The organism is Comamonas odontotermitis (assembly GCF_040396735.1).
Lineage (GTDB): Bacteria > Pseudomonadota > Gammaproteobacteria > Burkholderiales > Burkholderiaceae_C > Comamonas > Comamonas odontotermitis_C.
In genome coordinates this window covers 453,293-464,864 of sequence record NZ_JBEBNZ010000001.1, presented here as the reverse complement: position 1 = coordinate 464,864, position 11,572 = coordinate 453,293, and the positions used below count along the sequence as shown (strand labels likewise).

The 11,572-nt window shown below is 62.6% G+C and carries 14 protein-coding genes; 11 read left to right on the top strand and 3 right to left on the bottom strand.

Going from position 1 to position 11,572, the window contains the following annotated elements; translation table 11 throughout:
• Positions 1 to 291: 291 nt before the first annotated feature.
• Positions 292 to 912, top strand: coding sequence for a 2-polyprenyl-3-methyl-6-methoxy-1,4-benzoquinone monooxygenase (gene coq7 / locus ACH2DG_RS02015; RefSeq protein ID WP_395024043.1), 621 nt, complete (start codon positions 292 to 294; stop codon positions 910 to 912).
• Positions 913 to 1,111: 199 nt separating this feature from the next.
• On the opposite strand, the gene ACH2DG_RS02010 is transcribed toward coq7, so the two are convergent.
• Positions 1,112 to 1,561 carry an OsmC family protein gene (locus ACH2DG_RS02010; RefSeq protein ID WP_224150298.1) on the bottom strand — a complete coding sequence of 150 codons (450 nt, stop codon included), beginning with the start codon at positions 1,559 to 1,561 and terminating at the stop codon, positions 1,112 to 1,114.
• Positions 1,562 to 2,118: 557 nt separating this feature from the next.
• Between ACH2DG_RS02010 and ilvA the strand changes: the two genes are divergently transcribed.
• The 3 genes from ilvA to ACH2DG_RS01995 all read left to right on the top strand — a co-directional run bounded on the left by ilvA (position 2,119) and on the right by ACH2DG_RS01995 (position 5,175).
• Positions 2,119 to 3,693, top strand: coding sequence for a threonine ammonia-lyase, biosynthetic (gene ilvA / locus ACH2DG_RS02005; protein WP_395024042.1), 1,575 nt, complete (start codon positions 2,119 to 2,121; stop codon positions 3,691 to 3,693).
• A 64-nt stretch (positions 3,694 to 3,757) separates the two neighbouring features.
• Complete coding sequence (gene cobS / locus ACH2DG_RS02000; RefSeq protein ID WP_395024041.1) at positions 3,758 to 4,594, top strand: adenosylcobinamide-GDP ribazoletransferase; 837 nt, start codon at positions 3,758 to 3,760, stop codon at positions 4,592 to 4,594.
• Positions 4,591 to 5,175, top strand: a complete 585-nt coding sequence (locus ACH2DG_RS01995) for a histidine phosphatase family protein (RefSeq protein WP_395024040.1) — start codon at positions 4,591 to 4,593, stop codon at positions 5,173 to 5,175. The genes cobS and ACH2DG_RS01995 overlap by 4 nt, the downstream gene beginning before the upstream one ends.
• A gap of 55 nt (positions 5,176 to 5,230) precedes the next feature.
• Here the strand turns inward: ACH2DG_RS01995 and ACH2DG_RS01990 are convergent, their stop codons facing one another.
• Both ACH2DG_RS01990 and ACH2DG_RS01985 read right to left on the bottom strand, forming a co-directional pair.
• A complete protein-coding gene (locus ACH2DG_RS01990; RefSeq protein WP_395024039.1) occupies positions 5,231 to 5,650 on the bottom strand; it encodes a hypothetical protein in 420 nt (139 codons plus the stop codon).
• An 8-nt stretch (positions 5,651 to 5,658) separates the two neighbouring features.
• Complete coding sequence (locus ACH2DG_RS01985) at positions 5,659 to 6,204, bottom strand: type II secretion system protein N (protein ID WP_395024038.1); 546 nt, start codon at positions 6,202 to 6,204, stop codon at positions 5,659 to 5,661.
• A gap of 55 nt (positions 6,205 to 6,259) precedes the next feature.
• On the opposite strand from ACH2DG_RS01985, the gene gspG reads away from it, so the two are divergent.
• The 7 genes from gspG (at position 6,260) to gspM (ending at position 11,567) form a co-directional block, all read left to right on the top strand.
• A complete protein-coding gene (gspG, locus tag ACH2DG_RS01980; protein ID WP_395024037.1) occupies positions 6,260 to 6,715 on the top strand; it encodes a type II secretion system major pseudopilin GspG in 456 nt (151 codons plus the stop codon).
• Positions 6,716 to 6,825: 110 nt separating this feature from the next.
• On the top strand, positions 6,826 to 7,248 hold the full coding sequence (locus ACH2DG_RS01975) for a Tfp pilus assembly protein FimT/FimU (RefSeq protein ID WP_395024036.1): 423 nt from the start codon (positions 6,826 to 6,828) through the stop codon (positions 7,246 to 7,248).
• A gap of 11 nt (positions 7,249 to 7,259) precedes the next feature.
• Positions 7,260 to 7,640 (top strand): type II secretion system minor pseudopilin GspI, encoded by a 381-nt coding sequence (gene gspI / locus ACH2DG_RS01970; protein WP_395024035.1) that lies wholly within the window; start codon positions 7,260 to 7,262, stop codon positions 7,638 to 7,640.
• Between the two features lies 1 nt (position 7,641).
• Positions 7,642 to 8,454, top strand: a complete 813-nt coding sequence (locus ACH2DG_RS01965) for a prepilin-type N-terminal cleavage/methylation domain-containing protein (RefSeq protein ID WP_395024034.1) — start codon at positions 7,642 to 7,644, stop codon at positions 8,452 to 8,454.
• Complete coding sequence (gene gspK / locus ACH2DG_RS01960) at positions 8,451 to 9,467, top strand: type II secretion system minor pseudopilin GspK (RefSeq protein ID WP_395024033.1); 1,017 nt, start codon at positions 8,451 to 8,453, stop codon at positions 9,465 to 9,467. Before ACH2DG_RS01965 ends, gspK begins: the two co-directional genes overlap by 4 nt.
• Positions 9,468 to 9,750: 283 nt before the next feature.
• The gene (gene gspL / locus ACH2DG_RS01955) at positions 9,751 to 11,013 is read left to right on the top strand and encodes a type II secretion system protein GspL (protein ID WP_395024032.1); all 1,263 of its coding nucleotides are present in this window, start codon (positions 9,751 to 9,753) and stop codon (positions 11,011 to 11,013) included.
• Positions 11,010 to 11,567, top strand: coding sequence for a type II secretion system protein GspM (gene gspM, locus ACH2DG_RS01950; protein WP_395024031.1), 558 nt, complete (start codon positions 11,010 to 11,012; stop codon positions 11,565 to 11,567). The genes gspL and gspM overlap by 4 nt, the downstream gene beginning before the upstream one ends.
• Positions 11,568 to 11,572: the final 5 nt, after the last annotated feature.

Here is an 11,572-nt window from a genome sequence, read left to right as displayed (position 1 = left end):
TGGTACGGGGGGGTTGATGTCAGCCTCACGGATCTGCACAACTTCTACCTGCTCCCGCGCCAACCTCCTAGTGTGGAAGTTATCTCTATTTCAACAGACCACAGTCGGTTGCGCAAACAAATTCCCCCACTTGGACGACGAATCCGTGTAAATCGTTGCTTGTGTGCAACGTTTAACGAATGTCAGCAGCCGTTGTTTTTTTCAAAAAAATTTGCCGCAAAACAAGGCCTTGCGAGAGCAATATGCCTGCCGTTTGCAGCAGTTCCATTGTAGTGGGTACCATTGGCAGTTATGCAAGACCGACTTCTTTGTGCCGCTGATACTGCGCTCCGTACCCTCTTTGCAACACCTCGCGCCAGCCAGCCTTCGCCGGCATCGGGCATTGAGGAGGCAGACCTGAGTGCGGCCGAGAAAAAACTCTCTGGCGCCTATATGCGTGTGAACCATGTCGGAGAGGTCTGCGCCCAGGCGCTCTACACGGCCCAGGCCATGGTGACCAAGGATGAACGCCTGCGCGAACACCTGCTGGAAGCGGCGCAAGAAGAGATGGACCACCTGGCATGGACCCACCAGCGCCTTCAGGCTCTCGGCGAGCGCCCCAGCATTCTGAATCCCCTGTGGTTTGCCGGTGCGTTCCTGATCGGAACCGTGGCGGCCAAGGTGAGTGACCGCGCCAGCCTGGGTTTTGTGGAAGAAACCGAAAACCAGGTGTCCGCTCACTTACAGTCCCATATCGATCGCCTGCCCCCACAGGATGCCGCGTCGCTCGCCGTGGTTGCACAGATGAAGGATGACGAAGAGCGCCACGCAGCCGCCGCAGTGGACGCCGGAGCGGTGCCCGTTCCCCCTCCCGCCAAGGCTTTGATGCAAGTGGCCGCCAAGGTGATGACGACCACCGCGCACTATATCTAGTGTCTAGTGCATTCTTAATGGACCTTGCGCCTGCTGCACCTGAGGCAGGTTGGCCCCGCCATCCTGCAGCGATCCAATTCCCTGACAGCCACGGAGCGTCAATGAAACGGCGTTGCCGGGCAGCTCACCCGGCAACGCTGTAATTTTTGATAGCTGCCCGCGCTTTCCAGTCAAGCGCCAGAGACCTTTTTTGCCCTGATCAGGCTTCCACCAGATCAAAACCGGTCGTGATCTCGGCGGTCTTGCTCAGCATGATGCTCGCCGAGCAGTATTTTTCGTGGCTCATGGCAATGGCACGCTCTACCGCTGCAGGCGGAATGCCCTTGCCCGTCACCGTGAACTGCATGTGGATCTTGGTGAAGACCTTGGGCTCAGTGTCTGCACGTTCCGCTTTCAAGGCGACGGTGCAGTTCTTCACATCATGACGGCCACGCTTCAAGATCAGGACCACATCATAAGCCGTGCAACCGCCCGTGCCCGCAAGCAGCAACTCCATGGGGCGCGCCGCCAGGTTTTGACCACCATTGGCTGGATTGTTCGCATCTGGCGCACCGTCCATGGCCACCACATGGCCACTGCCGGTTTCGGCGACAAAACCCATTCCTGATCGCGCACCGCTTGCGCCTGTCCAGGTGACTGTGCATTCCATTGCATCTCTCCAAAATTCAACGGCTGCCAGTGTGACAGAAACGGCGCTGCCCACACCAACCGTTGATGGCTATAGCCATGATTGTGAAAAAACATGAGCCGCCGACATAATTTTGCTGCATTGCAACAGAATCACCGCTATACTTGGTTCATCTGCTCTTCGCAGTCCTCGCCCCGCAAGGGCTGACGAATGTAGCATGCTGGTTGTCTCCTCCACCTCTCAATGGTGGTTTCAAGCCCCTGATGCATATCAGGGGCTTTTTTTATCCTTGTACCCAAGCACACGGCCGCCTCCACTCAATCGCCCGCGATCCCAGCAACGATCCCAGGCCAGCCGAACAGCCCACGCGGCGACAAATCTGCCGCCGTGCCGCTGTATGGCTCGCCAGCGGTTATAGTGCAGCGATCCCTATTGATGCGCTGATTGTCCACCGGCACTCTCCAGGCAGCCACAAGCGATGCCTCGGGTCAGCGCATCGGCAGACGCCCTTTGTCTGCACCTGGCCGATCCGTTTGCCTGTCTGTCCTGTTGCCCATTTTCCCAAGCGTGCATTTCCTATGCCCTCCAAGACTGCTGCCGCGCTGACGCCGGCCGACTACCTGAAGAAAATCCTGACCGCGCGCGTCTATGACGTCGCCGTGGAATCCGATCTCGACCCCGCCAAGAACCTGAGCCGCCGCCTGCACAACAAGGTGCTCCTGAAGCGAGAAGACCAGCAGCCGGTGTTCAGCTTCAAGCTGCGCGGTGCCTATAACAAGATGGCCCAGCTCTCACCCGAGCAACTCAAGGCCGGCGTAATCTGCGCATCGGCGGGCAACCATGCCCAGGGTGTGGCGCTGTCCGCGAGCCGCCTGGGCGTGCGCGCGGTGATCGTGATGCCCGCAACCACCCCGCAGATCAAGGTCGATGCCGTCAAGAGCATGGGCGGCGAGGCCGTGCTGGCAGGCGAGAGCTTTTCCGATGCCTACGAACACGCCCTCCAACTGCAGAAGGAACAGAACCTGACCTTCGTCCACCCGTTTGACGACCCCGATGTCATCGCCGGGCAGGGCACGATTGCAATGGAAATCATGCGCCAGGTGCAAAAAATCGGATCTTCACAGCTTCATGCCGTGTTCGTGCCGATTGGCGGGGGCGGCCTCATTGCCGGCGTTGCCAACTACATCAAGGCCGTGCGCCCCGAGATCAAAGTCATCGGCGTGCAGATGAACGACTCCGACGCCATGGTGCAGTCGGCCCGAGAAGGCAAGCGTGTCGCCCTGTCCGATGTTGGCCTGTTCGCCGACGGCACAGCCGTCAAGCTGGTGGGTGAAGAAACGTTCCGCGTTGCCGCGAGCCTGGTCGATGAATACATCACCGTGGACACCGATGCCGTCTGCGCAGCCATCAAGGACATTTTTGCCGACACCCGCTCGGTGGTGGAGCCATCTGGCGCCATGGCGGTAGCCGCCATCAAGCAGTATGTGGCCAAGCACAAGACCAAGGGCGAAACCTATGCCGCGATTCTGAGCGGTGCCAACATGAACTTTGACCGCCTGCGCTTTGTGGCCGAGCGTGCCGATGTGGGCGAAGAGAAGGAAGCGCTGCTTGCAGTCACCATTCCCGAGGAGCGGGGCAGCTTCAAGCACTTCTGCGAAGTGGTGGGCAACCTGCCCGGCGGTGCGCGCAGCGTCACTGAGTTCAACTACCGGATCAGCGACGACCGCCGCGCCCATGTGTTCGTCGGCATCTCAACCAATAGCAAGGGTGAATCGGAGAAGATCACCCGTAATTTCCAGAAAAACGGCTTTGAGGCGCTGGATCTGACCTTTGACGAGCTGGCCAAGGAACATGTGCGCCATATGGTGGGGGGGCATTCGGCGCTCGCCAAGGACGAGCGCCTGCTGCGCTTCATCTTTCCTGAGCGGCCCGGCGCGCTGTTCAAGTTTCTGAGCCTGATGGCGCCCAACTGGAACATCTCCCTGTTCCACTACCGCAACCAGGGCGCAGACTATGGCCGCATTCTGGTGGGCATGCAGGTACCCAAGGGCGACTCCAAGGCCTTCGAGAAATTCTTGAACAACCTGGGCTACCCATGGGTGGAAGAAACGAATAACCCGGCCTACCAGCTGTTCCTCAGGGCTTCGTCATAAAATGAACATGCAGCGCCAGCAAACAGGGCATTGGATGCTATTTTTGGCATAGCAAAACAGCACCATGCAAGCCCTTCGCCATTTTTTGCTGGCCGTACAGTTCTTCACCCGCATTCCCATCACGGGCCGCCTGGCAAACTGGGTGGGCTACAGCCCCGAAATGCTGCGCGCCAGCGCAGGGCACTTTCCCGGTGTAGGCTGGATCGTGGGCCTGGTGGCAGCGGGCATCCTGGCCACCTTTGACCAGCTGCTGCCTACCGACAACACCTACAGCCCCCTGGTTGCCGCCATCTTCAGCACCCTGGCGACGGTGCTGCTGACCGGCTGCTTCCATGAAGATGGCCTGACCGATGTGGTGGACGGCCTGGGCGGCAGCCATGACCGCGAGCGCGCGCTGGACATCATGAAAGACTCGCGCATCGGTGCCTATGGCGCCATGGCCATGTTGCTGGCTGTACTGAGCAAAGTAGCGCTGCTGGCCTTGCTGACCAGCCACAGCCTGAGCCTGGCACTGGCCGCGCTCATCGGCGCCCATGTCATTGCAAGGCTGTGGCCCATGTTCGTGGTCCGCAGCCTGCCGCATGTCGGCAGCACCGCCAAATCCAAAAGCAAGCCGCTGGCCGAATTCATCACCCGCAATGGCCTGGTGAGCTGCGTGCTGTGGGCGCTGCCTGCTGCCGTGCTGCTTGCCTGGTGGCAAGGCCTGCCCGCCCTGCTGTGCGCTCTGGCCTTGAGCGCCGCCGCAGCACTATGGATGCGCCAATGGTTCCATCGCCGCCTGCAAGGCTTTACCGGCGATGGGTTGGGAGCAATCGAGCAGGTGGGCGAGATTGCGTTTTACCTGGGTATATCACTGTCGTTGGGTCCCATCGGGGCCTGGCTGGCCAAGGCTGCGGGATGAGCAGCCCCAGCTCCCTATGGCTGCAACGCCATGCCCAGCCCATCGTCGCTCCTGGGGTTTGCTATGGACGCAGCAATCTGGCGGCTGACGACAAGGCCACGGCGGCTGCAGCCGCTGCCTTGCAGCAAGCCTGGCTGAAAGAGGGGCTGGCGCCTGGCGAAGTATGGCATTCACCACTACAAAGATGTGAGCAACTTGCACTGTCCCTTCAAGCGCTTGATGCTGTTTTCACACTGAAAGCCGATCCCGATCTGGCCGAAATGGATTTTGGCGACTGGGAAGGCCAGCGCTGGGATGCCATCGCGCGCGCCGAGATGGACGCCTGGACTGCCGATTTCTGGAACCATCCACCCGGAGGTGGCGAATCGCTGGCTGCGATGATGGCTCGCGTGGACCGTGCTTTGGCCGCTGCACGCGTACAGTCTCAGACCTCAGGCCAGCCCGTGCTGTGGCTGGCCCATGCTGGGGTGGCGCAATGTGCGCACTGGCTCATTACGCGCGGCGAGCGTCAGCCCACCGCCAAGGACTGGCCTTCGGTCAAGCTGGGTTATGGTGAATGGATTCGGTTACCGCTTCGCTGAACCATTGCTACCCATCCAGCCTGCTGGCTTGCCTTGAGTGAGGCCTGGCAGGCTGTCAGTACGACCGCAGCACAATGCCCCAGCGTCCTTCATGCTGCACGGCAACCCACAGATTCCGGTGGCGGCTCAGCTCGGCATCACCCAAGCCTCGGCGGGTGTAATCCACCACGAAGTGCACCTTGTCCGCACTGGCGAGCACCGAAGAAATGGCCTCGTAGCGGGTGTGCGTCCAGCCTGTGGCGCGCAACAGTTCAAAGAAATCCGGTGGATGGTTCCCCGGCTGCTGCCACACCAGCAATTGCGCCCCCGACCACATCTGGTGCGGAAAATGAAGGCAGGCGTCCATGCCCGGCAGATCCTGCTGGTTGAAAGCGTCGGTAAACCGCTCGAGGCATTGCGTCGCCTGCGCAATGGCAGTGGCAATATCGCCCTCCTGCCGGGGCTGGCCGATCAGCGCATCCGCAATGCGGCTCATGGTGCAGGTCAGCGATCGCGCAGCACGCCGGTGCTGTGGTCCACGTTGGCTTGCTGCGCGGCTGCTGCCGGCACGGCCGAAGGCTGTGGCTCAGCGCCTATGCCTTTGATGGCTGGCAACTCGATGGTGACTGCAGCGGGGCCATCGATGCCAGCGCCCAGGCTCACGGCACGGGGGGCATCGCTGCGCAGCGACTGGAGCACAAGACCGTCGGCCACCGTGCTGCCCACGCGAAACACCTTGGCAGGCTGGTCGTCTACCGCGATCACAGCGGCTCCGCCGCCACTGTTCTTGCCAGCCATGACTCCCAGCAAGCGCCAACGCGTGGGGGCTGCGGGAGCGGCAACAGGCGCACCTTCCAGCACGCCCAGCACGCGCGCCATGGCAGCGCCGCTGGCCTGTACGGGCGCGGTACCGCCCGCCTGGGGCACTGCAGACACCTGGCGCGGCGCCGAGAGCGTCAGCCCCCAGAACACTGCCAATGCAGCAGCGCCAGCCCATAAAAGGCCGGCCACGAGCCGAGGAGACCAGGGGTTGCGCGAGAGTGTCACCATTCGCAGATTATGATGCACGCAGATGTCATTTCCGAAACTTTGCCCAGAGAGCATGATGTTTTCTACCCGCCTGCTGCCGGCTGCGCGCCGCGCCTCAGCCCACGTTCAGCGTGGCTTTACCTTGATCGAGTTGATGGTCGTGCTGGTCATCATCGGAGTGCTGGCCGCACTGATCGTGCCCAATGTGATCGGCGCCGCCGATGAAGCACGGGTCACCGCTGCCCGCACCGATGTGACCAACATCATGGGCGCTCTAAAGCGTTACCGGCTGGACAACCAACGCTATCCCACTGCAGAGCAAGGGCTGGCTGCACTCATCAACCGCCCTGCCAGCGGCCCGCAGCCCATGAACTGGAAACCCTATCTGGAAAAGCTGCCCAAGGACCCCTGGGGCAATCCATACCAGTACCTGAACCCCGGTGTGAAGGGTGAAGTGGATGTAATGAGCTTTGGCGCAGACGGCCAATCGGGCGGCGACGGCAACAATGCCGACATCGGCAGCTGGCAGTAAGCCGGCAGGAACCTGTTGACAATCGTGGGCATCCGCAGCGTTTTCGAACTTATTTCGGCTGCCGGCATGTGTCCATATTGCGGATGATCATCAAAAACCATAGCAAATCAATGCACAGACTCCACCAAGGCTTTACGCTGGTGGAGCTGCTGGTCGTGATCGCACTGATGGCACTGGTGAGCGTCGGCGTCGTGTTTGCGATAGGAGATAACAGCCAGGACCAGTTGCAGCGCGAAGGCCAGCGCCTTGCCGCGCAACTGGAGGCGGCGCGCGCGCAGTCTCGCGCCAGCGGCCAGCCTGCACGCTGGCGTGCGGACAGCAATGGTTTTGTGATCGAAGGCCTGCAGGGCGGCACGCGCCGGGTGGCATGGCTGCAGCCGCCGGTCGCAGCGCGTACAGCAGGCGACATCATCCTGGGCCCCGAGCCGTTGATTGGCCCGCAAGCCATTGCCATCGCGCATTCCAGCCGCAGTGCCAACACGGTACTCGTGGCGACCGACGGCGTGCGCCCGTTTGCGCTGCAAGGCCACTAACACAGCAGGCCATGGAACACCGCACGCGCAACCTGCATTGGCATGGCCGAGGCTTCACCCTGATCGAAGTTCTGGTGGCGCTCGCCATTGTCGCCATTGCGCTGCTGGCTGGTGGCAAGGCCATGAATGCCCTCACGCAGACTGCAGGGCGCCAAAGCGATGTGATGCTGGCCCAGCTGTGTGCCGAGAACCAGCTGGCTGCAGCTCGGCTGTCACAGCAACTGCCGGGCCTGGGCACCAGCAGCGTGGCCTGTGAACAGGCCGGCCGCATTTTTGACGTGCGCGTGGGCGTGTTTCCCACTCCCAATCCGGATTTCCGGCGCATTGACGCGCATGTGTTTGACGGCGCCACACCACTGCTGCGCCTCACGACGATCGTAGGCAGATACTGAGATGCGCCCTGCCCTGAGTCGTTTCACATACCCCCCCCAGTGGAGAGATGGCGTTTGCCAGGACAACCCGCGTTGTAGGGCGGCCCAGGCAGGCTATCGAGCGCCAAGGCTGCGCAAAATTACCAGCGACTCCCAAGGCTTCACGCTGATTGAGCTGCTGATCGCCATTGCTATTCTGGCCGTGATGACGGTGGCCAGTTGGCGCGGTATCGATGGCATGGTACGTGCACAGGAACAGGCCAGGGTCTACAGCGAAGAAGTGATGGTGGCGCAAGCAGCGCTGGCGCAGTGGAATACGGATTTGAACGCGATCGAGCGCGTGGGCGCCACCATCCCCATCGAATGGAATGGCCGGGTATTGCGCATCACCCGCCGCAGCAGCGACATCAACGAGCAAGGGCTGCGCGTGGTGGGCTGGGCGTTGCGCAATGTGCAGGGTCGCTCCCACTGGGTGCGCTGGCAGTCGCACCCGCTACGCAATGCACAGGAATGGCAGCAGGCCTGGGAGATGGCCAACCACGCCGTCACCAATGGAGCCATCGACGGCAATGCAGGCAACAACGGCGACGGCATTCCGCAGACCACCGTGCTGATGCCGGTGCGCGGGTGGCAGTTGCTGTATTTTCGCGGCAACAGCTGGAGCAACCCGCTGTCGAGCGGCGCCACCGACGCCAGAGCCGACCCGAACAACCCCACCGACACACCCCTGCCCGATGGCGTGCGCCTGAGCCTGGAGCTACCCGCGCCCGGCGCGCTGTCCGGCACCATCACATCCGATTGGGTGAACCCCATTCTGGGGGGCAACAAATCATGAGCCATGGCACCCGCCTGAGTCAGCGCGGCGCCGCCCTGCTGGCAGCCATGCTCACCGTCACCCTGGTGGCCACCATTGCGGCCAGCGCCGTGTGGCAGCAATGGAGGAATCTGGAGGTAGAAGGAGCCGAGCGCACGCGCGTGCAGGCCGCGTGGCTGCTGCTGGGCGGGCTGGACTTTTCGCGCCAGATCCTGCGCCATGATGCGCGTACCAGCGGCGGCACCGACTCGCTGACCGAGCCCTGGTCGGTTCCACTGGCCGAGGCACGCCTGTCCACCTTTCTGCAGGCCACCAACAACCAGACCAATGTGGACGATGCCACCATCGACGCGGCGCAGGCCTTTCTGTCCGGTGCCGTGGTGGACGCCCAGGCACGGCTCAACATCCGCAACCTGGTCAGCAGCAATGCCTTGAATCCAACGACCCGGCGCCAGTTCGAGCGTCTGTTCGAGCGCCTGGGCCTGCCCAGCGCTGAGCTGACCGTGCTGAGCCAGCAGGCCCTGGCCGCATTGCGCAGCGAAGGCAAGGCCGCCAATGCCCCACTCCTGCCCCGTACCTACAAGGAATTGGCCTGGTGGGGCTTGTCACCCGCCACGCTGGCAGCGCTGGAGCCCTATGTGACGCTTCTGCCGCAAACCACGATGGTCAATATCAATACAGCTTCGCCCACGGTCATTTGGGCAGCAGTCGATGGCCTGGACTTTGCCACAGCCCAGCAGATCACTCAGACGCGCACAACCAAGGCATTTGAAAACCTCGCTGACATCAAGCAGCGCTTTCCCAACAACGAGGCACTGACGGCGGCAGTGGCAGCGACCACCAGCCTTCTCGATGTGAGAACCGCCTACTTTGAAGTCTGGGCTCGTCTACGCTTTGATGACCTGGTGGTGCAGGAGAAATCGCTGGTCTACCGCCAGGGCCTGTCCGTGTCGACCGTGGTGCGCGAGCGCGGAGCGGCCATGCCCGCCTCTTTGCTGGCCGAAGGCAGCTCGGCTTTTCCGGGAGGGCAGTGACGGCACGCGCTCTTCTTGTAACAACGGCAGCCATGCTTGCTGACCCCCGTCACCCAGAAAATATCCAACGCTATAAAAATAAGAGCTTCATCTATTTTCTGGACTTGAATTTTTCATACATTTCATTCAAAGCCCAATCGCAATGTGCGCCAGCCGCTATTACTTTTGAAAACACCCACCGCTACAAGGCAGCAGCGACGAGATCGCCGTAGAGACAAGCCATGACAAGCGTATTGCAGTTCGGTGAACGCCAGCCCTCTACAATGCAGCGCACAACACGCTCATGAGTACATTACTGATTTCATTGCCGATGGCCAATGGCCCGGACACAGGCACCCTGGGAGCTGGCACGGCCCCCAGCTACAGCTATGCCCTGTCGCCGGACGGCGAGGCCATCAGCCAGCAAGGCAACACCACTGCCGGACTCCTGCCCCAGCCAGGCCGCACGGGAGAAGTGGTGGCCGTGGTACCGGCGGCCATGCTGTCATGGCAACGTGCGCCCCTGCCGCAGGGCGTGGGGTCCGGGTCGCCCCGCCTGCGTGCCGTGCTGGAGGGCGTGCTGGAAGAACACCTGCTCGATGACCCGGCCCAACTGCACTTTGCACTGCAACCGGACGCCACCCACATCGCTGCAGGCGAGCCCATATGGATTGCCTGCTGCCCCCGCGCCTGGCTGCGCGAACATCTGCAAAACCTGGAAGCCGCTGGCCGCGCCGTCGCCCGCGTCGTGCCCAGCCATGCGCCCGGCGAACCCTCACCAGATGGCGCGCAGCTGCTGATCACCGGCAGCCCCGAGTGGCCACAGGCCGTGGTGTATGGCACCGGCCCGGATGACGCCGTGCTCGTGCTGCCACTGTCGCGCGACACCCTGCCATTGCTGCCGCCCCTGGATGCTGACAGCGCAGTGCATGCAGAGCCTGCTGTGGCCAGTACCACCGAGCAACTGTTGCAGCGCCCGGTACGCCTGTACTCCCCGGCCCAATCCATGTTGGATGCAGCACGCAGCGACTGGGACCTGGCCCAGCTGGAATTTGCCAACAGTGGCCGCAACCGCCTGCAACGCCGCCTGGGCAGCGGGCTCAACGATGTACTGCATGCCCCTGGCTGGAAACCGGCCCGCTGGGGCGTAGTCACCCTGGCGCTGATTGCCCTGATCGGCGCCAACATCTGGGCCTGGCAGGAGCGCCAGCAACTGCGCGCCAAGGCCGCGCTGGTGCGCAGCACGCTCACCACGACCTTCCCCAAGGTGCAGGTGGTGGTCGATGCCCCTGTGCAGATGGCCCGCGAAGTGGCCAACCTGCGCCAGGCCTCGGGCGGCCTGACAGCGGGCGACGCCGAACCACTGCTTGCTGCGGCAGGCGAAGCACTCGCCGCACTGCCAGCCAGCGCCACACCATCGGGCATCGAATACAGCAACAGCGAATTGCGCCTGCGCGGCCTGCCCACCGATGGCTTTGATGCCTTCCGCACCAAGCTGCAGGCCCAGGGCTTGCGCGCCGACATGCAAAACGACCAGTGGGTGATCCGCGCGGAGGCCCGGCCATGAGAAACAACGCCCCCATGCCAGCCCGCAAAGCAGCCACCAACACCCATACCGCCATGGGGCAACTGCGCCAGCGCTGGATGGCGCTCGATGCACGCGAGCGCCGTGGCGTATCCCTGGCGGCAGCCGTGGTCCTGATTGCCCTGCTGTGGTGGTTGGCCATCGCCCCTGTGCTGCAGGCCTGGCGTACCGCGCCCGCAGAGCACGCGCGGCTGGATGCCGACCTTGCCCGCATGCTGTCACTGCAAAGCGAAGCGCGCCAGCTGCAATCGGCCACCACCTTGACGACCGCACAGGCGCGCCAGCAGCTGGAATCCAGCCTCACCCAGCAACTGGGTACGACCGCCAAGCTGTCCGTGCTGGGCGAACGTGTCACTGTCACACTGAGCAATGCATCCGCAGCCTCCACCCAGCGCTGGCTGGGGCAGGTGCGGGCCAATGCCCATGCCATTCCAACCGAACTGCGCCTGACGCGCAACAATGCGGCCAAAGCGGATGCCGCACCCACCTGGTCAGGCAGCATCGTGCTGCAACTGCCGGTGCAGGCCGGACAGTAAGGCGG